Source organism: Xanthomonas fragariae, from assembly GCF_017603965.1.
GTDB lineage: Bacteria > Pseudomonadota > Gammaproteobacteria > Xanthomonadales > Xanthomonadaceae > Xanthomonas > Xanthomonas fragariae_A.
Genome location: NZ_CP071955.1, coordinates 180,703 through 201,677, shown reverse-complemented (window position 1 = coordinate 201,677; position 20,975 = coordinate 180,703). Strand labels below are relative to the sequence as shown.

Annotated in this window: 20 protein-coding genes, 1 other RNA gene and 1 pseudogene; 7 read left to right on the top strand and 15 right to left on the bottom strand. The window is 63.7% G+C overall.

Annotated features, from left to right (window positions below):
• Window positions 1-38: 38 nt before the first annotated feature.
• Window positions 39-635, top strand: coding sequence for a diffusible signal factor-reguated Ax21 faimly virulence factor (locus tag J5I97_RS00920; protein WP_208588430.1), 597 nt, complete (start codon window positions 39-41; stop codon window positions 633-635).
• A 686-nt stretch (window positions 636-1,321) separates the two neighbouring features.
• Here the strand turns inward: J5I97_RS00920 and J5I97_RS00915 are convergent.
• The 6 genes from J5I97_RS00915 to J5I97_RS20455 all read right to left on the bottom strand — a co-directional run bounded on the left by J5I97_RS00915 (window position 1,322) and on the right by J5I97_RS20455 (window position 4,812).
• Window positions 1,322-2,353 carry an NAD(P)H-dependent glycerol-3-phosphate dehydrogenase gene (locus J5I97_RS00915; RefSeq protein ID WP_208588428.1) on the bottom strand — a complete coding sequence of 344 codons (1,032 nt, stop codon included), beginning with the start codon at window positions 2,351-2,353 and terminating at the stop codon, window positions 1,322-1,324.
• A 15-nt stretch (window positions 2,354-2,368) separates the two neighbouring features.
• On the bottom strand, window positions 2,369-2,884 hold the full coding sequence (secB, locus tag J5I97_RS00910) for a protein-export chaperone SecB (RefSeq protein WP_208588427.1): 516 nt from the start codon (window positions 2,882-2,884) through the stop codon (window positions 2,369-2,371).
• A gap of 111 nt (window positions 2,885-2,995) precedes the next feature.
• Window positions 2,996-3,433: a rhodanese-like domain-containing protein gene (locus tag J5I97_RS00905; RefSeq protein WP_208588425.1), complete on the bottom strand. Its 438-nt coding sequence runs from the start codon at window positions 3,431-3,433 to the stop codon at window positions 2,996-2,998.
• Between the two features lie 77 nt (window positions 3,434-3,510).
• A complete protein-coding gene (locus J5I97_RS00900) occupies window positions 3,511-3,927 on the bottom strand; it encodes a hypothetical protein (RefSeq protein ID WP_208588423.1) in 417 nt (138 codons plus the stop codon).
• Between the two features lie 30 nt (window positions 3,928-3,957).
• A complete protein-coding gene (locus J5I97_RS00895; RefSeq protein ID WP_208588421.1) occupies window positions 3,958-4,428 on the bottom strand; it encodes a YiiD C-terminal domain-containing protein in 471 nt (156 codons plus the stop codon).
• A 198-nt stretch (window positions 4,429-4,626) separates the two neighbouring features.
• The gene (locus J5I97_RS20455) at window positions 4,627-4,812 is read right to left on the bottom strand and encodes a hypothetical protein (RefSeq protein WP_208588420.1); all 186 of its coding nucleotides are present in this window, start codon (window positions 4,810-4,812) and stop codon (window positions 4,627-4,629) included.
• A 222-nt stretch (window positions 4,813-5,034) separates the two neighbouring features.
• On the opposite strand from J5I97_RS20455, the gene J5I97_RS00885 reads away from it, so the two are divergent.
• The 3 genes from J5I97_RS00885 (at window position 5,035) to J5I97_RS00875 (ending at window position 8,154) form a co-directional block, all read left to right on the top strand.
• Window positions 5,035-5,811, top strand: coding sequence for a uroporphyrinogen-III synthase (locus J5I97_RS00885; RefSeq protein ID WP_208588418.1), 777 nt, complete (start codon window positions 5,035-5,037; stop codon window positions 5,809-5,811).
• A gap of 103 nt (window positions 5,812-5,914) precedes the next feature.
• The gene (locus tag J5I97_RS00880; protein WP_208588417.1) at window positions 5,915-6,892 is read left to right on the top strand and encodes a uroporphyrinogen-III C-methyltransferase; all 978 of its coding nucleotides are present in this window, start codon (window positions 5,915-5,917) and stop codon (window positions 6,890-6,892) included.
• Entirely contained in the window at window positions 6,889-8,154 is a 1,266-nt protein-coding gene (locus J5I97_RS00875; protein WP_208588416.1) for a heme biosynthesis protein HemY, read from the top strand. The genes J5I97_RS00880 and J5I97_RS00875 overlap by 4 nt, the downstream gene beginning before the upstream one ends.
• A gap of 97 nt (window positions 8,155-8,251) precedes the next feature.
• Here the strand turns inward: J5I97_RS00875 and J5I97_RS00870 are convergent, their stop codons facing one another.
• The gene (locus J5I97_RS00870) at window positions 8,252-9,547 is read right to left on the bottom strand and encodes an acetyl-CoA C-acetyltransferase (RefSeq protein WP_208588415.1); all 1,296 of its coding nucleotides are present in this window, start codon (window positions 9,545-9,547) and stop codon (window positions 8,252-8,254) included.
• 89 nt (window positions 9,548-9,636) lie between these two features.
• On the opposite strand from J5I97_RS00870, the gene J5I97_RS00865 reads away from it, so the two are divergent.
• Entirely contained in the window at window positions 9,637-10,521 is an 885-nt protein-coding gene (locus J5I97_RS00865; protein ID WP_208588414.1) for a hypothetical protein, read from the top strand.
• Between the two features lie 245 nt (window positions 10,522-10,766).
• Here the strand turns inward: J5I97_RS00865 and J5I97_RS00860 are convergent.
• The 8 genes from J5I97_RS00860 to glnA all read right to left on the bottom strand — a co-directional run bounded on the left by J5I97_RS00860 (window position 10,767) and on the right by glnA (window position 18,896).
• A non-coding RNA gene (locus J5I97_RS00860) (sX9 sRNA) lies at window positions 10,767-10,842 on the bottom strand.
• A gap of 171 nt (window positions 10,843-11,013) precedes the next feature.
• Window positions 11,014-11,667 (bottom strand): superoxide dismutase family protein, encoded by a 654-nt coding sequence (locus J5I97_RS00855; protein WP_208588413.1) that lies wholly within the window; start codon window positions 11,665-11,667, stop codon window positions 11,014-11,016.
• A gap of 48 nt (window positions 11,668-11,715) precedes the next feature.
• Window positions 11,716-12,315, bottom strand: a complete 600-nt coding sequence (locus J5I97_RS00850; protein WP_208588412.1) for a superoxide dismutase family protein — start codon at window positions 12,313-12,315, stop codon at window positions 11,716-11,718.
• Window positions 12,316-12,661: 346 nt separating this feature from the next.
• A complete protein-coding gene (gene ntrC, locus J5I97_RS00845) occupies window positions 12,662-14,092 on the bottom strand; it encodes a nitrogen regulation protein NR(I) (protein ID WP_208588411.1) in 1,431 nt (476 codons plus the stop codon).
• The gene (locus J5I97_RS00840; protein ID WP_208588410.1) at window positions 14,085-15,140 is read right to left on the bottom strand and encodes a two-component system sensor histidine kinase NtrB; all 1,056 of its coding nucleotides are present in this window, start codon (window positions 15,138-15,140) and stop codon (window positions 14,085-14,087) included. Before J5I97_RS00840 ends, ntrC begins: the two co-directional genes overlap by 8 nt.
• A 274-nt stretch (window positions 15,141-15,414) precedes the next feature.
• Window positions 15,415-16,851: an ammonium transporter gene (locus J5I97_RS00835; protein ID WP_208588408.1), complete on the bottom strand. Its 1,437-nt coding sequence runs from the start codon at window positions 16,849-16,851 to the stop codon at window positions 15,415-15,417.
• 22 nt (window positions 16,852-16,873) lie between these two features.
• On the bottom strand, window positions 16,874-17,212 hold the full coding sequence (locus J5I97_RS00830; protein ID WP_002808480.1) for a P-II family nitrogen regulator: 339 nt from the start codon (window positions 17,210-17,212) through the stop codon (window positions 16,874-16,876).
• Between the two features lie 274 nt (window positions 17,213-17,486).
• Complete coding sequence (gene glnA / locus J5I97_RS00825) at window positions 17,487-18,896, bottom strand: type I glutamate--ammonia ligase (protein ID WP_208588407.1); 1,410 nt, start codon at window positions 18,894-18,896, stop codon at window positions 17,487-17,489.
• A 223-nt stretch (window positions 18,897-19,119) separates the two neighbouring features.
• On the opposite strand from glnA, the gene J5I97_RS00820 reads away from it, so the two are divergent.
• Window positions 19,120-19,926, top strand: coding sequence for an undecaprenyl-diphosphate phosphatase (locus J5I97_RS00820; RefSeq protein WP_208588406.1), 807 nt, complete (start codon window positions 19,120-19,122; stop codon window positions 19,924-19,926).
• A 134-nt stretch (window positions 19,927-20,060) separates the two neighbouring features.
• Window positions 20,061-20,868: pseudogene (locus tag J5I97_RS00815) on the top strand (META domain-containing protein).
• Window positions 20,869-20,975 lie beyond the last annotated feature (107 nt).

Sequence of the window (20,975 nt, the reverse complement as noted above, 5' to 3'; positions counted from 1 at the left end):
CTCAGCGCCGGCCCAAACCATAAGTACAGGTACCGATCATGAAGAACTCACTGCTGGCCCTCGGCCTTCTTGCAGCCCTGCCGTTTGCGGCCTCCGCTGCTGAAAACCTCTCCTACAACTTCGTCGAAGGCGACTACGTGCGCACTCCGACCGAAGGCCGCGACGCTGATGGTTGGGGCGCGAAGGCGTCCTACGCCGTTGCCCCGAACTTCCACGTGTTCGGCGATTACAGCAAGCAGAACGCTGACGACGACGACAACGTGTTCGCCAGCTCCAACTCCGACTTCCAGCAGTGGGGTGTCGGTGTGGGCTATAACCACGAAATCGCCACGAGCACCGATTTCGTTGCCCGCGTCGCTTACCGCAAGCTGGACCTGGACACCCCGAACATCAGCTTCGACGGCTACAGCGTTGAAGCCGGTCTGCGTAACGCCTTCGGCGAACACTTCGAAGTGTATGCTCTGGCTGGCTACGAAGATTTCTCAAAGAAGCGTGGCGTCGACATCGGTAACGACTTCTACGGCCGCCTTGGCGCCCAGGTGAAGTTGAACCAGAACTGGGGCATCAACGGCGATATCCGTATGGATGGCGACGGCAACAAGGAATGGTCGGTCGGCCCGCGCTTCAGCTGGTAAGCACAAGCCGACACGCCAGCATGTTTGACCGCAGCGCCCGCGTTTTTGGCGCGCTGCACCAGAAGCCCGGTCACACGACCGGGCTTCTTTGTTTTGGATAGGGCCGGCAACCCGTCGTCGCGTGCGCCTCGGAACGCTTTCTTCCGATAGTCGGCAGCAGCGCCGCGCAATGACTGGAAGCCCGCGCTAGCGCGGCGTGGGCCATAAGCTGTTGGCGCAGCGTACGGTGTCAGGCAGCGCTGAAGATGCCGCGACCGTTGCAGCATCAGTTCTTCATTCGGGGGCGAAATGCATGCCACTGCAGCGGCATGCGTCGCGCAACTGGGCTAGTGTTGCCTGGGCAAGACAGAAAACGCCGGTCATTGCCGCGCGTTTTGCTGTTCTAGATGCCGTATTCCGCAGCCGGCTGGCCACCAATCAGGTAAACAGTCGCTCCTGAAAAAACCCCGTATCCGTAGCTACACCAAGCCTGGGCGAAGCGAGGATTGGAGGAATTGCTAGCGCAGACGATCAACGCGCGCAGGGCGATGCACTGAGCGCCATCGGCGCCACTGCTGGCTATAACCTGCGCGCTGGCTGATGCGTTGGATCGTGTTTTGTTGTGTCTGGCTCCGAGCCATCGTGATGACGTCGATGGTGCCCAGACCAATGCTCTATGCGGCAAGGACTTGCTGAAAGCTATTTTTTCAAGGCCGACTAAACAAGGTCTGCGGATACTCGGGCTTACGCTCGCGTGCCAGCAATTCTTTCAAGCCTGCTTCCGGGCTGATCTCGCCATGCAATACGGCACGCACGGCGTTGGAGATGGGTAATTCGATGCCGTGGTGTTCGGCCTGACGCATGACTTCGTCGGCGGTCTGTACCGACTCGACGACCTGGCCGATCTGGCCGATCGCATCGTTCAGGCTCTGCCCACGTCCCAACGCCAATCCCAACCGACGATTGCGCGACAGATCGCCAGTGCAGGTCAGCACCAGATCGCCCAACCCGGCCAGGCCCATCAAGGTTTCTGGACGTGCACCGATGACTGCCGCCAGGCGCAGCATCTCGTTCAAGCCACGCGTGATCAAACCGGCGCGTGCGTTGAGGCCGAGTTGCATGCCGTCGGCCACACCGGTCGCTACCGCCAGCACATTTTTCATCGCGCCACCGAGCTCGGCGCCCACCATGTCATCACCGGTGTAGGCGCGGAAGGTGGGGCCATGCATCGCATCGGCTACTACTTGCGCAAACGCCGCATCGTCGCCGTGCACAGTAATGGCGGTCGGCAAGCCGAGCGTGACTTCCTTGGCGAACGACGGCCCGGTTACTACGGCAAGCGGAACGCTGGGGCCGAGGATGTCGCGCGCAACTTCATGCAGAAACCGCCCGGAGCCGGGCTCGAACCCCTTGGTCGCCCACGCAACACCTTCACCGCCCGGACGCAGCGGTGCAATCAGCTGGATGGTCTCGGTGAACGCATGCGAGGGAACCACAACCAGGATCCAACCTGCAGCGGCAATGGCCAGCCGCAGATCGGTGGTCGCGCGCAGATTCTCAGGCAGCGTAATGCCCGGCAAATAGCGCACGTTCTCGTGGCTGCGATCGATGGCATCCACCATCGACGCATCGCGCCCCCAGAGCACGGTCGGGTGACCGTGTCTGGCGAGCAGTGCGGCCAAGGCCGTTCCCCAGGAACCGGCGCCGAGAACGGCGATCTTCTGTTTCGAATCGCTCATCGGCGCAGGCGATGCTTAGGCATTGCCACCCGGCTCGGAATCGGCCAACGAGGCGTCTTGGCCCTGCGAACGTTGACGCAGAGTCTCTGCGTACAGAGCTTCGAAATTGATCGGCTGCAGATAGAACGGTGGGAAGCCGCCAGCCTGGATCAGGTCGCTGACCAGGGTGCGCACATACGGGAACAGAATGTTCGGGCATTGGGTGCCGAGCAGCACGTCGATCGCCTGCGGGTCCAGACCGACCAGGCCGAACACGCCCGCCTGCTGCACTTCGGCCACGTACGCGGTCTTGCCGCTGGCGGTGCAGGTCAGGGTCACAGCCAGCACGACTTCGAAGGCGTTATCGTTAAGGCGCTGCACCTTTTGATTAAGGTTCAGCTGCAGCTCGGGCTGGTTGGCGTCATTGAAGACGGTCGGTGCGTTCGGCGATTCGAAAGAAACGTCCTTGACGTAAATCTTCTCGATGGTGAAAGCGGGGCCAGCAGCGGCGTCGGCCGGCGCAGCCGCGCCGTTGATGATTTCGTCGGACATTCCTAACTCCAGAAACGGTTCTGTGGATGCAGCGTTGAATGATGCAAGATGTGAAAGCACGAGTCTCTCACGCAAGCAATGGGGACTTGCCCAGCGCCTCACAAGGTGCGATCAGGCGCGGCCCTTGACCAGCGGCAGCTCGGCCACCTGCCAGGCAGCCACGCCACCTTCGAGCCAGTACACCTGCGCGAAGCCAGCCTTCTTCAGCGTCTTGGCGGCATCTGCGGAGGCGTTGCCGTTACGGCAGACCACCACCACAGCGGAGGCCTTGGCATTGGCGAGCAACTTGCCGGCCGGCTCGAACTTGGCCAGCGCCACACTCCGGCTACCGGCGATATGGCCTTTTTCGAAATCGGCGGTGGGCGACAGATCGATCACCAGCGCGTTTTCGCTGTTGATCAAACGGGTCAGCTCGGCCGGCTGGAGTGCGCGGTACCCACGGAACAGGCGCGCGACTTCGGTGACGATCAGGGCGATGGTCAGGCCCACCAGGGCCAGCGACAACATGGGGTTGCGGCCGACAAAGGCCTGCAGATCTTCGAAATTCACGGGTTCAGGGTCAATCAAAGCGGGCGGGAATTGTCGCATAGCTGGCGCACGCGACGGCCAGCGCAGAAAGCGCCGGGCTACTGGCCCTGCCAAAGATCGGGCAGGCCACTGGCCAGCCACCAGCGTTTGCGCTCGGCATCCCAGCGCCACAGTTCGATGCTGCGCACCAGCCGCTCGGCCTGGGTATTGCGGTTGACCACGCGCAGTTCGACCTCGCGGCGCATGGTCCCATCGACGTCTTCACCCACGCGCACCTCGCGGTAGCCGGAAATCTGCACCTGCTCGTAGCGCGAGCGTTCCAGGTCGCTGAGCGGACGCGCCAGCGCATAGGCCGGTTCGACAAAGCTCTGCGCGGCATCGAAATCGCTCCAGCGCACTGCGGCCGTGTAGGCGGCCTGCGTTATTTCCAGTGCGCGCGCCTGGGTGCGACTGCTGGCATTGGCCACCCCGCTCACCAGCACCAGCACCAGCATCGCCACCATTACTGCACGCATGCGCATTCCCCTTGAATCCAGCCCGCATCTCTACTGTTTCGCAAACGCCACGAAGCGCCCGCTCAATGTGGCCGCCGCCGTACCGGAGCCCAGCGCGATCTGTGCACGCATGCCGATGGGGGCCTTGCCGCGTTGCCGGAAGGTAGCCAAAAATGCCTCCCAGCTCGCCATTTCGGACGGCTCGGCGTTGGCCACCAGATCCTCGTACACCGGCGCGACATAGCGCAGCTGGCTGTCGGCGACATAGACATCGGCGCTGTGGCCGGCCAGTCGCAGTTGCAGGGTCAACCATCCCCAGCTGGCCAATGTCATCAGCGAGGCCAGGCTGCCGCCGAACGCATTGGCCTTATCGTTGACATTGGCCTGCAGTGGCGCGCGCAGACGCAGCGCACCGTCGTACAACCCGTCGACGGCGATGCCCATCGACAGCACTGGCGGCATGGCGCTGAATTGCTGCTGCAGCGACTGCAGGGCGGATGCGAGCGGGCACGAAAGCGTCATCGGCAAAGGCTGAAAAACGGCGAAGAGCGGCATCATGCCGCAATGTTCTGCGAGCGTCTTGTGCACCTGGATGACATGCGGTACCGCATGGTGAACGCGTGCAGCGTTGTCTGGTGACACGGGCTGGTTTTTTTGAATCGCTCTCAGGCGCAAACACAACGATGTCGACCATGATGCGCCAGCGCGCTTCGGCAGCCATCAGCAATCGCGCGCTTCCCGGGTGATGATCAATGCTCCGGCGCGCACAGGACAGCAAGGCTGATAGGTCGATTGGGATACCAGACCTAGCCGCCGCTCGGCAGCGTCGGCCACTTTGAAATGCGCCGACATGGTCTGCAGACGGTCGCTACTGCGCTGCATATTGATGAGGCAGGGCCTGATCACGGCGCCACTCCAAGTGCGGTTGTCGCGCCGGGTCACGACTTGATTCAGCTATTTTTCAAGTGGTTACGGATTTTCCCCTGGCGCTTAAACGCCGCCTTGGTGTCTGTATGCATGTGCTGGCGTATGCCCGGTCGAGCACCGCAACGGCAGCCATGGCGCATGAACGGAACCGCGACCGATTGCCGCTGTCCCGCCATTGCGCCGCTCTAGCATAATCGGCGGATGACGCGCGCCGCCCCATCCGCCGATGCCTGGACCCTGATCTCGCTGAGGCCCAGCGGCGACCACGCGCCGCTGCGGCGACCAGTGGCGCGGCATGGCGGGCGCGTCCTCGCGCTGTCACCGTGGCGCTTGCAGACCAACGACACCGCGCAGTCGCGAGCTGCGTTGCGGAAAGCGCTGGAAGCACCGATCGCAGTGTTCACCAGCCCTGCAGCCGTAAAGGCGGCGCACCGTCTTGCGCCGCTGCAACGTCCGGCGCAGGCGCAATGGGTGAGCGTGGGCGACGGTACCGCACGCACATTGCAGGCCTGCGGAATCGACACCGTGGTACGCCCTGCGCGCATGGATAGCGAAGGGCTGCTCGCGCTGCCGCTGTTCCAGCCACCGCCGGACACGGTCGGATTGATCACCGCACCGGGTGGACGCGGCATGCTGGCACCTGCGCTGGAACAGCGCGGCGCACACATCCTGCGCGCCGATGTCTATCAACGCATTGCACTGCGATTGCGGGCATCGGCAGTGCAGGCCTTGTCCGTCGCACTGCCACGCAGTGTATTGGCACTGAGCAGCGCCGAAGCATTGTCATTGGTCTTGCAACAACTGCCTGCTGCGCTGATCGAGGCGTGGCGGCAGCGGCCAGTGGTGGCCTCCAGCGATCGCATGCTCCAATCCGCACACGCTGCCGGCTTCATGCATGTCGTACGTGCCGCAGGTCCACTGCCCGTGCACTTGGCCGCTGCCGCTGCCGCAATCATGACGCCGCTGCGACTTTGCTGAACTCCGAACTCAAACACAGCTTGCGGGCGTCTGCCGCTGCACGCCATGCTGTATGAGATGACTGCGGCGCCTACGCCGGTCGTGACCGCCCGAGGATGCCCGAATGACTGACATGCCCGCTCCCACGCGACGCTTTCCGTTGGCATGGCTGCTGCTTGTCGTCGCCGTGGTGGCGGTGGGCGCGGCGCTGTTTCTGGGCTGGCGCACATGGCAGACGTATCAGGCCGAACAGCTGCAGGCGGCCGAAGCGCAGCAACAGCGCTGGGATGGCATGCAACAGATGTTGGAAACGCTGCGACGCGATCAGCGATTGGCCAACGAGCGTCAGCAAGATGCGGCGGCAACCAATCGCGTGCTGCGCGATGAGATGCTCGGCTTGAGTCAGCGCAGCGCGCTACTTGAAGAAACCATGCAAAAACTGGCAGATCCCAATCGCCACGGCGCACAAGCGCTGCGGTTGGATGAAGTGGAATTGCTGCTTCGGCTCGGCCAACAGCGGCTTAGCATTGCCGGCGATGTCGATGGTGCGCGCCGCGCCTATGCGCTGGCGAACGGCACGCTCAACGGCATCGACGATCCGGGGTATCTCAATGTGCGTCAGGCACTAGTGCAGGAACGCGATGCGCTAGATCGCCTCGGCGCCGGCCCGCAAGCGCAGGTCGGACGAACATTGGACAAACTGGCCACCGATCTGCACCGTTTGCCGGGACAGACCGCGCAAAAAAACAATGCAGCGCAACCGTGGTGGCAGAAAGTACTGGCACCGCTGGTGGACATTCGTCCCAGCCGTGGCGATGCCCTGCTAACCGGCGGCGACCGCAACGCTGGGCACGATGCGTTGCAGATCGAAGTCAGCCTGGCCCGCGCGGCGGCAGAACGTGGCGATGTCGATGGCTTCGCGCAATCGTTGCGGCGCATCGATAGCTGGATTATCCGGCTGTGGCCGGATTCGCCACAACGTCGCCAGGTGCGTACGCGCCTGCGCACCCTGCAACAAGCGCCACTGCGTCCGCGCCTGCCGGAACTGGGCACCACCCTGCTGCAATTGCAGGCCATGCGTGAAGGGAGATCCACTCAATGAAAGTGTTGCGTACCGTCTTGATTCTGTTGGTTGCCGTAGCGCTGGGCGTGCTCGGTGCGCAGTGGCTGTCGCACCAGAACAGTTACGACCTGGGCAACGTGGTGGTCAGCGTTGATGGCAACGACTACCGCGCGGCCATGCCGCAAGCGGCGCTGATCCTGGTCATCGCGCTGTTGGTGTTGTGGCTGTTGTGGACGCTGATCAGCCTGCCGTTCCGCGTCTGGGGCAAGTACCGCCACAAGAAAGGCCGTGCGCGACTGATTGAAGGCCTGCGCGCGGCCGATCATGGCCAGTGGCAGCGCGCCGAACGCCTGCTGGTAAACGCCAGCGAAGACGACGAAGTCAGCGGCATTGCGTTGGCAAGCGCAGTGCGGGTGGCCGACGCGCGCGGCGATGAGGCAGGGGCCAATGCACTGGCCCAGCAATTGGCCGAGCGCGACCCCACCGCGCATGCATTGCTGCAAGGCGAGCGGTATCTGGCACGGCAACGCCCGGTCGAGGCGATCAATGCACTCGACATCGCCAACGCTCAACCGCTGCCGGCGCGCGGCCTGCTGCTGCGTACGCACGCATTGGCGCAGATCGGTCGCGCCGATGAAGCTTACGGTCAGCTTGGCGCCTTGCGTCAGCAGGCAGTGCTGGCACCCGACGCCTACAGCGCGCTGGAAGCGACGTTGGCCGAACAAACGCTGTTGCAGGCCAGCGACGCCAATGCACTGGCCGAGCGTTGGGAAACATTGCCCAAACCACTGCGCACTTATCCAGCAGTAGTCGGCGCTTACGCACAGCGCGCGGCGATACTGCATTGGGACGATGCGGCCGTCCACAGCCTGGAACAGGCGCTGGATACGCAGTGGGACGAATCGCTGGTGCGTCTGTACGGCGTGCTGCCTCTGGAAAAATACGATTCGCGTCGCGCCAGTGCGCAGCGTTGGCTGACCCAGTATCCGGATAGCCCGGGTCTGTTGCTGACGCTGGCGCGGCTGGCACGCCACCAACAGCAGTGGTCGCAGGCCGAAGAATTTCTGCATCGCGCTGTGGCCAACGGTGCTGGTAGCCCGGCCTGGGAAGAACTCGGACACGGCTTCGCGGCGGCAGGCGATCTGTTTTCAGCGCAGCATTGCTATGCCAATGCCTTGCGTGCCGCACGTGGTGAACCGGTGCACGAGACCATGCCGCAGCACTCACTGCCCGAGTCGATCTTTTCGGCGTATGAAACACCGCCAGCCGATCCGCTCGCGCCGGACGATCGCGTTCTGTAGTCGATAACGTTTGATTACAAATAAGCAATTCGGGATTCGGGATTCGCAAAAACAGGCTTCCCCTTCGCGAATCCCGAATCCCGCTGCGCAGCAGCGATCAGCGCTCGACGATTGCCACCACACCCATGCCGCCAGCCGTACAGATCGAAATCAACGCACGGCCACCACCGCGTTCTTCCAGCTGTTTGGCCGCGGTGGTCACCACACGCGCGCCGGTGGCGGCGAACGGGTGGCCGGTGGCCAGCGACGAACCAAGCGGGTTGATCTTGTCCGGGTCGATGCGGCCCATGGGCGCGTCCAAGCCCAGGCGATTGCGGCAGTAATCTTCACTTTCCCACGCGCGCAACGTGCACAACACCTGCGCGGCGAAGGCTTCGTGGATTTCATAAATGTCGAAATCCTGCAAGGTCAGGCCCTGGCGCGCCAGCATTTGCGGCACCGCTATAGTTGGCGCCATCAACAAGCCTTCACCATGCACGAAATCCACTGCCGCCACCTGCGCATCGCACAGATAGGCCATCGGCGTGTGGCCGTGCGCCAGCGCCCAGGCTTCGCTGGACAACAGCACCGCAGCGGCGCCATCGGTAAGCGGCGTGGAATTGGCGGCAGTCAGCGTGCCGCGACCGGAAGCCTTGTCGAACGCCGGGCGCAACGTGGCCAGCTTTTCCAGCGAGGTATCTGCGCGCAAGATGTTGTCGCGCGAGACGCCGCGAAACGGGGCGATCAGCGAATCGAAGAAGCCGCGCTCATACGCTGCGGCCAGCTTATGGTGCGAGGCCACCGCCCACTCGTCCTGCGACTCGCGCGAGATATTCCATTCCTTGGCCATGTCCTCGCAATGGTCGCCCATGCTCTTGCCGGTGCGCGGCTCGGCCACGCCTGGGAATTCGGGCTTGAGTTCGCCGAATTTGAAACCTCCCATCAGGGCTTTGAGCTTGTCGCCGGTGGCCTTGGCCCGATTGGCCGCCAGCAACCGTGCTCGCAACTTCTTGCCGTAGACGATCGGCACTTCCGAGGTCGTGTCCGAGCCGCCGCCGATGCCCGAGTCGATCTGGCCCAACGCGATCTTGTTGGCGATGGTAATCACCGAATCCAGGCTGGTGCCACAGGCACGCTGCAAGGTGGTGCCTGGGGTCAACGGCGACAGCCCGGACGACAGCGCCGCCTCGCGCGCCAGGTTCCAGTCTGCGGAGTGCTTGATCACCGCGCCCATCGCCACCTCGCCCAGTTGCCGCCCATGCAGCCCGAAGCGCTCGACCAGTGCGCCCAGCGTGCGCACCGACATGCCCAGGTTGCCCACGTCCGCGTATGCGGTGTTCTGACGACAGAACGGGATACGGACGCCACCCAGAATGGCGACGGGACGGGCTGCGGGCATCGGTTGACCTGGCATGGAGGACTCGGGGGACATCGCCTGCACATGGCCGGCAGGCATAATGGCCGCAGTGTAGCTTCGACCCCGTGATGGGCCAACCGCAAATCATGAGCAAGACCGAACACGGCGTGATCGCCATGGGTGTGATGGCGCTGGAATTGTCGGGCGGAACCTTCCCCGAGCGTGGCGCCCTGCCGCCCGAGCAGGCTGGCATGCTGGCCGAACGCATCGGACGCGACTTGGCGCAATGGATTCCTGAAGTGCGCGCGCTGGAGCTGAGCGTGGCGATGGCGCATTTCGACCCGGCCGAAGTGCTGCGACCGGGCTGGCCGCTGCATCGCCGTCTGGAAGAGCTGCGCGCGCGCGCGCCCGGACGCGACCAAGGCTCGCGCGTGCTGGCCTTCGGTGCCGATGCGCAAGGCCAGATTCCGCTGCCCTTCCAGGCCGAGCCACAGCTCACCGGCGGCAGCTTGCGCGTGCTGCCGTTCCTGCTTTGCGGCGATCCGGAAATCGTCGCCACGGTGGCCGATGCGATGGAGCAAGTGCTGCTGGCTCAGGGCATGGCCCAGGCCGACACCGCGCTGCTAGCGCAGGAAAGTTTCGGCGCACGCATCGAACATGCGCGTTACCTTACCGCGCACGACCTTGCAGCGATGATTTCCATCCAGTACGACAATCAGGGCCTGGCACCGTTGTGGCCACTGATTGAAGCCGCCCTGCTCGCCCCGTACACCGAAGAATGGCTGGAGCAGTCGCCTGAACCGGTGCTGCGCTACGTCGACGGCGAAGTGCGCATTGCGCTGTTCGACCCGGCCGATTGGTGCGATTACTACACGCATGATCGCGAGAACTGCGAACGCCTGCGCGGCGTGTACGAGCAATATCTCTCCCGTCAGCGACAAATGGCCGCTGTCTTGGAAGCACATGGGCTGCCGGTGCTGTATGTGCATGTAGAACCGGGCCAGGGCCCGCGGCAGGCGTTGGCGGCGTGAGCGATACGCCGGTGTCTTCGGCTCCTGCACTGCAGGGCATGCTGGAAACCGGCGTCATGTGGCCGAGCTGGACCGCGTGCGTCTCACGCACGCGTGTTGGGACTGGAACCGATGCACCACGATGCGCATGGCCGCCTGGACAGGTGTTGCTGCTGTTCTTGCAGGGCAGCACGGCGACACGGTGAGTTTAACCGGCGACACGATCCAACCGCATGACGGCAGTGTGGCCGCATGCATCCAAGAGCGGCTAACAAAACGTAGCGAGCAGTGTCCAGGTTGGTGCGGGCGGCGCGGAGGAACCGGAGTGTAGGCGTGGCACATGCCGATTCCGAGCACCGACCGCGCCCGCCTGGCGGTGAGCGCAGTTGTTTTGTTAGCCGCTTTAAGCTGTCTGCGGATTACGGCGGCCGGCAGCTCATCAACATCCAAAATCAACGCCGCGGTGATAATCACCGCGGCGTTTCAAGTAATTAATCGGTTCGGTTTAAGTGCCTACTTTGTTGCAGCCTGCGCGTTGTCGGTGGTGATCACACCGCACGCCAGACGGCCGCCGGCGTTGCCGGTGGGCTGGGTTTTGTAGTCGTCCGCATCGGCGTGCACGATCAATGCGTGGCCGGCGATATCGAACTGGTCTGCCTTGCCAAGATTGACGTTGCTCGACACCGGGCCATCAATGCGGGCATTTCCCTGCGCATCGGCTTTGATGTTGGGCATATCGCCGCCGTGGTGCGGGTCGGCGCTGACATTGCCGTGATCGGATTGGGCCGGATTGAGGTGCCCGCCGGCACTGCTGCCGTCCGGTGCGCTGCAATCGCCCTTTTCGTGGATATGGAAGCCGTGTTCGGTGTTGGGCTTGAGACCGCTCAGCTGACCGGTCACGCGTAGCGCGCCGTCGACGGTCTTGAATGTCACCGTGCCCTTGACCTCATTGCCCTTGGTCGGCTGGAGCTCGGCGGTTGCGGTTGCGGTGGTGGTGGCCGCCGCCTCGGCGACCATGGGGGCGGCATGCTCGCCAACATGCGCCGCTTCGGCTGGCATGCTGGCCTGCGGTGCGGGTGCAGGGTCGGCCGGTGCGGGCTCGTCGCGCTTGCACGAGGTCAGCATCAGCGCGGTGGCCAGGAATAAGGTCGTCGGAAGAATGCGCATGCAAAAACTCCTTTAGAGAGGCCGCAGCTGCGGCCATTGATGCCCAATTCAGGGCTGCGAAGGGGAGGTGCGCGATTTGGCGACGCGAATGACGCCGCAGGCCAGACGTGCGCCGGCATTGCCGCTGGGTTGGCTTCGATAGTCGTCCGAATCGGCGTGCACGATCAGCGACTTGCCCATCACATCGGTCGGTGCCGCATCGCCAAGACTGATGCCGGAAACGATCATGTCCAGATATGCGACGCCTTCGGCGTCCGCGCGCAGATTGTCCATATCGCCCAGGTGATGCGCGCCATTGCCGCTCCGCCCGTGCGGCGCACCGGTCGGATTGAAATGCGCGCCGGCACTGCTGGCATCGGCGGCGCTGCAATCGCCACGTTCGTGCACGTGAAAGCCGACGACGACGCCCGGGCGCAACCCACCGACGGTGCCGGTGATGCGGATACCCCGTAACGCAGGCACCAGCACCACACGACCGCTGACCAAGCTGCCCGAAGCCGATGCCAGCGCTGCTTCGGCCTGCTGCACCAGGCGGGTGGGCACGATCCGCACCGCTTGGGGCGGCGGCGGCGGAGTTGGTGGCGTGCTGCTGCAGGCAGCCAGCGCCAAAGCGGTGAGAGCAATAATCGTGGACGACCGGTGGGGCATCGAGCTGTTCTCCTGATCAGGCTGGAAACCTATGCGGGCGCATGTTCACGTGTCATGAAATGCGCGTGCAGGCAGCTCGAGTGTTGACGGGGCTGGTGTGGTGGGCGGGTTGTTTGAGGATGTGGGTTGATGGGGTGCGGTGCGAGGTACGAGATGGCGTCGACTCCTCTTCGAGAGGCAGCGCTTTTATCGGCGCAGGCACCTCACCCCAACCTCATTATTGTCTCGGCGGTCTACCACAATAGGTGTCGAGAGCCGGCGTTGCCGACCGATGATTCACTGGTCTGAGCGCACCCTGGGAAAGCGAGCTCACGGAGGGCGAGGGGCTTGCAACCGAGAGGCCGGGTTAGCGCCGTTTGCGGCCTGGGCCCAGTTTGCGGGTGACGGTGTTGCGGCCCAGGCCCAGGCGTGCGGCGGCTTCGGCACGGCGGCCTTGGGTGAGTTGTAGGGCAGTTTCGAGTAGGGTCTTGTCAAGGCGTTCGCGGGCTTCTGCGTGCAGGCCTTGAGCGCCTTCGCTCATGCGCTGTGCGGCCCAGCTGGAGAGCATTTGGTCCCACTGCCCGTCGCTGCGGCCGCCACGGTGACGACGGCCGCCACGCGCCAGTGCGGCTTCCACATCGATCACATCGATGATGTCGGCAGTAGCCAGCGCGGCCAAGCGCCAGCACACGTTTTCCAGCTCGCGCACGTTGCCGGGCCAGTCGTATTGGCGCAGGTCTTCCAACGCGGCCGAGGACAATCGCTTGGGCAACATATCGAGTTTGCGGCCGGCCATGGCGAGAAAGTTTTCCGCCAATTGCGCGATGTCGCCGCGGCGTTCGCGCAACGGTGGCAATTGCAGACGCACAACATCCAGACGATGCAGCAGGTCGGCACGGAAGCGGCCTTGTTCAACCAATGCTTCCAGATCCTGGTGAGTGGCAGCGATCACGCGCACATCGACGCGGATCAACTCGCGCCCGCCGACGCGGAAGAATTCGTTCTCCGCCAACACGCGCAGCAAGCGGGTCTGCAGCGGCAGCGGCATGTCGCCAATTTCGTCAAGAAACAACGTGCCGCCATCGGCTTGTTCGAAGCGGCCGATATGGCGTTTGGTGGCGCCGGTGAAGGCGCCGGTTTCGTGGCCGAACAACTCGCTTTCCAGCAATTCGGCAGGAATTGCTGCGGTATTGAGCGCAACGAAAGGTTTGCGTGAGCGTGGCGATTCGTTGTGCAGCGCGCGTGCGACCAGTTCCTTGCCGGTGCCGGTTTCACCGTTGATCAACACCGATAGCGGTGCCTGCGCGAGCCGGCCGATGGCACGGAACAGCGCCTGCATGGCGGGCGTGTCGCCGATCAATGATGCAGAGCCTTCGGCCGGCCGCGTGCCGACGATTTCGTCGACACCGGCATCGGCATCCGGCAGCGCGCGCGCGGCCAGTGCCACTGCGTCATCCAGATCGAATGGCTTGGATAGAAACTCGTGCGCGCCGCCGCGGAACGCGCCGGCCGTGCTGGTGACATCGGTGTAGGCCGACATGACGATCACCGGCAATTGCGGGTGCTTGGATTTGAGCTTGTCAAGCAGTGTCAGGCCGTCTTCGCCAGGCATGCGCACGTCGGTGAACAGCAGATCCGGGGTGGGCTGCATCGCCAGCGCCTGCAGCGCGGCGGCGGCGCTGGCGAAGCCGTCCACCGCGTAGCCGGCATCGCGCAAGGCGGTGGACAGCACGAAGCGGACCGAGCGGTCGTCGTCGACCACCCAGATACGGTGAGATGCCGCGGCGGCCTCAGCCATGCAGATGTTCCTTGTGGTGATCGCCTGCCAGTTCGGGCAACAGCAGAGTGAAAACGGTATGGCCCGGACGCGAGCGATAGGTCAGCGTGCCGTGGTGTTCGCGCGAGACCTGCTGGGCCAGCGCCAACCCCAGCCCACTGCCTTCGGCGCGTCCGCTGACCAGCGGCAGGAATAGATGCTCGGCCAGCTCGTCCGGCACGCCGCCGCCGTCGTCGATGATTTCCAGCCGCAGCGACATCGCATGCACGCGGTCGCGGATGCGCTGGCCATGCTCCACGCGCGTGCGCAGCGTTACCCGCATGGCCCCGGCCTGGAACGCGTTGCGCACCAGATTCCACACCGCCTGGGTCAGGCGGTCGCCATCGCCAAGGATGTCGGGAATGCTGGGGTCGTAATCGCGCTGCACCTGCACCGACCAGACGCCCTCGGCTTCGGCCAGGCGCAACACCCGCTCAAGCACGACGTGGATGTTGAGGCGGTCGTGCGGGCGCGCCGGTGTGGGCGAGAGCAAACGTTCGAGCAAGGTGTGCAGGCGTTCGATTTCGGTGCCGATCAACTCGATCAACTCGCGCTCGTCTTCGTCGCGCCCCGCCGAGCGACGTGCCAGCAACTGGGCGGCGCCCTTGAGCCCGGCCAGCGGATTGCGCAGTTCATGCGCCAAGCCCTTGAGCGCAGCGCTCAAGGCGTTGGGCAGCGCGTGGGTGGGATCCAGCGCAGGAAATTCGTCGACCGGATGGGTTTCCAGCAGCCAACCGCCGTCGTCCAGCCGCGACAACCAGCCTTCGGCAAAGCGGGGCGCATCGTTGGGCAGGCCCAGGGCAAGCCGATGTAGGCGCAGCACGTCGCGCTCGTCGTTGAGCAGAAAGCGGGCCAACGCGTCGCCTTGTACTTCCAGTGCGGCCAGTGGTTGGTCCACCAAACGCCGCGCGCTGACCCCAAGCCAGCGCGCGAAAGCCGGGTTGACCGCTATCACGCAACCCTGGCGGTCGGCCCAAGCCACCGGGGTGCCCAGGCTATCCAGCGACGGCATCGGAGCCGACATCACCATTGCACCAATTTAGTGCAAACAGCATCGGCTTGCGCGGATGTCGCGCAAAACGAAGCATGCATGGAAACAAGTCGGAGCCGGATGGCGGCGGATCGCATCTGACCAGCACACATCAGCGCCGAAAGTCACAGGCGTGCGGCTGGTCATGCAGGCACCTCGGCAGTTGATTCGCACTCGTCAGGGCGGCGGGGAAAACGGACCCGGCAAGGCAGCTCTCCGGCCGGGGTCGTTGCGTCACCCGCGGCAGCATGGCCGCGGGTATGCATGCTCAGGACTACTCGTATGCGGCTTCGCCGTGCGAAGTGATGTCCAGGCCCTCGCGCTCGGCTTCTACGGTGACGCGCAGGCCGAACACCAGCTTGGCGAACAGGAAACCCACGACCGACACGACGCCGATCCACACCAGGGTGATGCCCACAGCCAGTGTCTGGATGCCGACCTGATGCACGATGTCGTAATCGCCACCCTTCTGGCCGCCCAACGATGCTGCCGAGAACACGCCGGTCAGGATGGCGCCGATGATGCCGCCCAGACCATGCACACCGAACACATCCAGGCTGTCGTCGGCACCGAGTAGGCGCTTGAGACCGGTGACGCCCCACACGCACAGCACGCCGGCCGCAAGACCAATCGCGATCGCACCGAACGGACCCACCGTGCCGCAGGCCGGAGTGATGCCGACAAGACCGGCGACCATGCCAGAGGCCACACCTAGGGCGGAGGACTTGCCCTTGATGATCTTCTCGGTCAGCGACCAGCCCAGGATGGCAGCGGCGGTCGCCAGCAGGGTGTTGAGGAAAGCCAACGCCGCACCGGCGTTGGCTTCCAGATTGGAGCCGGCGTTGAAGCCGAACCAACCAACCCACAACAGCGAAGCTCCGACGAAGGTCAGGGTCACGTTATGCGGCTTGATCGCCTCACGCCCCAGTCCGGCACGCTTGCCGACGAAGTAGGCTCCAACAAGACCGGCAATACCAGCGTTGATGTGCACCACGGTGCCGCCGGCAAAATCCAGTGCGCCCAGCCCGAACAGGTAACCGCCGGTGGCCCAGACCATGTGCGCCAGCGGCAGATAGCCGAAGGTGAACCAGATCACCGAGAACAGCAGCACCGCGGCGAACTTGGCGCGTTCGGCGAAGGCGCCGACGATCAGTGCGCCGGTGATGCCGGCGAAGGTCGACTGGAACGCCACGAACACGTATTCGGGCAGACTGACACCCTTGGTGAAGGTCGCCGCCAGCGTTTCGATGGTCACGCCCTTTAGCAGCGCCTTGTCCAGATTGCCGATCCATGGGCCTTCGCCGGAGAACGCCAGACTATAGCCATACACCACCCACAGGATGGTCAGCAGCGAGAACACCACAGCGACTTGGATCAGCACCGACAGCACGTTCTTGGCGCGCACCATGCCGCCGTAGAACAGCGCCAGGCCCGGCACCACCATCAGCAGCACCAGCAGCGTGGAGGTCAGCATCCAGGCGACGTCGCCCTTCTCCACCACCGGCGCGGCCTCGGCGGCAGCCACCGGTGCAGTTCCCGGTTGCGCGGAGGGCAGCGGTTCGGTGGTGACCGGCTCGGTCGGCAGCGGAGTGACCTGTGGAGTGGACTGCGCATACGCGTTGCCCATGCCGCCAACCACCAGCGCGCTGAAAAGCATCAGCATGCAGACGCAGAACCAGGCCTTCCACCCGGCAAAAAGAGATGTCTTCATAAGGACTCCGGGGGGGAATGAATCAGAGCGCATCGGCACCGATCTCGCCGGTGCGGATACGCACGACCTGCTCGATGGCGGTCACGAAGATCTTGCCGTCGCCGATCTTGCCGGTGCCGGCTGCGTTCTGGATTGCCTCGACCACCGCGTCCAGCCGATCATCGGTGACCACCGTTTCGATCTTGATCTTGGGCAGGAAGTCGACGACATACTCTGCGCCGCGATACAGCTCGGTGTGACCTTTCTGGCGTCCGAAGCCCTTGACCTCGGTGACGGTGATTCCCGACACGCCCGCTGCAGACAGGGCCTCGCGGACCTCGTCGAGCTTGAACGGCCGGATGATAGCGGTGATCAATTTCATGCGCATACCCCGAATGGTGGAAAGAACCGGCCGGCATTGCGCCGCCCGGCGGTGTTATTCACCTGGATGCCAACCCCGGCATCCGATCGTTCGCGATCACGCAGACCCTAGCAGATGCCATGCATTCGCCTTATAACGAAGTCCAGCCCCGCGCGCCGCGATCGAGTGCTTTCTCAAATAGCCATTTGGTCCACGGCAGATGCCATGGGCCGATCGATCATGTGCGGCGATGGCGGAGGTGGGAGGGGGGCCTCCGCCATCACCGCGGTGGAACTCAGTTGCCGTAGTACAGCTGGTACTCCAACGGGTGGGTCGCAGCACGGAACTTGGTGACCTCCTGCATCTTCAGCGCGATATAGCCGTCAATGAAGTCGTCGCTCATCACGCCGCCGGCCTTGAGGAACTCGCGATCCTTGTCCAGCGCTTCCAGCGCCTGGTCAAGGCTGGAGCAGACCTGCGGGATCAGCTTCTCTTCTTCCGGCGGCAGGTCGTACAGATCCTTGTCGCTGGGCGCGCCCGGGTCGATCTGGTTCTTGATGCCGTCCAGGCCGGCCATCATCAGCGCGGTGAAGGTCAGATAGCCGGACTGCAACGGATCGGGGAAGCGCATTTCGATGCGGCGCGCCTTGGGGTTGGTGACCCACGGAATGCGGCACGAGGCAGAGCGGTTACGGGCCGAATAAGCCAGCATCACCGGTGCTTCGAAGCCCGGCACCAGACGTTTGTAGCTGTTGGTGCCGGAGTTGGCGAACGCGTTGATCGCGCGGGCGTGCTTGAAGATGCCGCCGATATACCACAGCGCCATCTGCGACAGGCCGCCGTAACCGTCACCGGAGAACAGGTTGGTGCCACCCTTGGCAAGCGACTGGTGCACGTGCATGCCCGAGCCGTTGTCGCCGACGATCGGCTTGGGCATGAAGGTGGCGGTCTTGCCGTTACGGTAGGCAACGTTCTTGATGATGTACTTCATCGTCAGCAGTTCGTCGGCTTTCTGCACCAGCGAGCTGAACTTGGTGCCGATCTCGCACTGGCCGGCGGTGGCCACTTCATGGTGGTGCACTTCGGTCTCAATGCCGACCTGTTCCAGCGTCTTGATCATTTCCGCGCGCAGGTCGTGCAGCGTGTCGGTCGGCGGAACCGGGAAGTAACCCCCCTTGACGCCCGGACGGTAGCCGCTGTTGCTGCCGTCGTACTTGGCACCGGTGTTCCAAGCGGCCTCTTCCGAACCGACCTGGAAGAAGGTATGCCCCATTTCGTTGGCGAAGCGGACCGAATCGAAGATGAAAAATTCCGGCTCCGGGCCGAAGAAAGCCTGGTCGGCGGTGCCCGACGACTTCAGATAGGCCTCGGCACGCTTGGCGATCCCGCGCGGATCGCGCTCATAGCTTTGCATGGTGGCCGGATCGAGAATGTCGCAGGTCAGCACGATGGTCGGATCGGCGAAGAACGGATCCAGATACGCCGTGGCTGCGTCCGGGAGCAGGACCATGTCCGACTCGTTGATGCCCTTCCAACCCGCGATCGAGCTGCCGTCGAACATTTTGCCTTCTTCAAACAGCGCCGGCTCGATGATGTTTGCCGGGAAGGTGATGTGCTGCTGTACACCACGCATATCGACGAAGCGCAGGTCGACAAACTCGACCTTATTGTCCTTGATCAGCTTTTCAACATTTTCCACGGACATCGGAAGAAACCTCGGCAGGAGTTGGAGTGGCTCGTGAGCGGAAATTACAGCAGGGACCATGCCAAGCTTTTGAATTTCACAAGCCTTTGATTTTGCATGCATCGCTCGAGACCGCTCACACATAGATAGCACTGTATTGGTGCTAGCGGATTGCATTTTGCACTGATATGGGGCATGCCGCAATGCACTATCCTGACCCCTCCCCCATCTCCTCTCCAGTCCGATGTCCGATCTGATTTCCGCCCTGCTGTTGGGCATTCTCGAAGGTCTTACCGAATTCCTGCCGATCTCCAGCACCGGCCACCTGTTGATCGCCGAACACCCACAATTGCTCGGGCTCGGACGCCGTTCTGACTTCTTCAATATCGTTATCCAGGCCGGTGCGATCCTGGCCATCTGCCTGGCGCTGCGGCAGAAGCTGTGGACCCTGGCCACCGGCCTGGGCGAGCGCGAAAATCGCGATTACGTGCTTAAGATCGGTACGGCCTTCATGGTCACTGCGGTGGTTGGGCTGATCGTGCGCAAAGCCGGTTGGCAGCTGCCGGAAACCGTACACCCGGTGGCGTGGGCGTTGCTGATCGGCGGCCTGTGGATGCTGGTGGCCGAACATTTTGCCGGCAAGCTGCCCGAGCGCGATGTGGTGACCTGGAAAGTGGCCATCGCCGTCGGTCTGGCGCAGGTGGTGGCCGGCGTATTTCCAGGTACCTCGCGCTCGGCGTCAGCGATCTTCCTGGCCATGCTGCTGGGCCTGAGCAAGCGCTCGGCCGCAGCGGATTTCGTGTTCATGGTGGGCATTCCGACCATGTTCGCGGCCAGCGGTTACGCGCTGCTGGAGATGTACAAGGAAGGCGGCTTCGGCGCTGAGAATTGGGCCGACGTGGCAGTGGCCTTTTTGGCGGCAACCATCACCGGTTTTGTGGTGGTGAAGTGGCTGCTGGGCTACATCAAGAAGCACCGCTTCACAGTGTTTGCGATCTACCGCATCGTGCTCGGCGTCGCCTTGCTGTTGTGGTTGCCGGCTGTGGCGTGAGACCACAACCGCAGACGCGTGTCATGCACATTGCGGCAAGGGCGTGCATGACATCCGCCCAGGCAGTGAAGCGCGTCATTGCCCTGGGCGCATGGTGGCGGTATCACTGACGCATCGATCACCGGGAGCCGCCCATGCGTGCCGTGTTCTTCGCCCCTGCACTGCTGGCGGCGGGCGTGACGGCCTGCGGGTCGAGCGCAGTGCCCGGCTCCCACGCCGCTGCCACCGAGTCGGCCTCGGTGAGCGCGCCTGCTGCCGACAACGCCCCGCTGCGGGCTGTCTTGCAAGCGCAGCACTGGCAGTTGCAGCAGGCCAGTGATGCGCATGGGACTGCCTTGCGCAGCCTGTTCGTCGATGGCACACCGCCCTTGCAGCTGGATTTCAGCGATCTACGTATACAGGTCAGCCAGACCTGCAATGCGCTGGGCGCCAATTACAGTGTTACCGAGACGCAGTTGCAGATCAGCCGAGTGGTGCCGAGCAAGCGCCTGTGCGCGCAGTCGCGACGGATGGCGCAGGAGCGCGCGGCGAGCGAGTTGCTGTGCGGCCGCTTCGCGGTGGTGCTAGACAACGCGCAGGCCATGTCCAGGCTGACCCTGACCCGCAGCGACGGCACCCACTTGGTCTTCGGCGGCGTCGCCACAGCACACTCGCGCGATGACGGGCCTGGCTAGACGCTGCCCTGATCCAAGTGGCCGCCGACACCGTGCCGCGCGCTTCCGACCCGTCGCGCCAATACCTGCAACTGCGCGAGCAAGATCCGGCGCGCAGGCCGAGGCACCGGTATCAACGGCTTGGCACACCTTCGACGGCCAGATCGAAGGCTTCGAGCACGACGCCAGCATCCGCACCTTGCTGCGGGTGACGCGGTACCCCGCGGATACGGGCGCAGACGGCGCGCCGGTGTATGTGCTTGACCAGATGATTGAAGCCAATGGTTAGTGAAGCCAATGGTTAGCGATCGAACATCTCGCGTGCTGTGATCATCTGCAAGTGGGCGTCGGGACGATCCGTGAATAGCAGTTGGATCGTTGCTGGACGCAAACGCA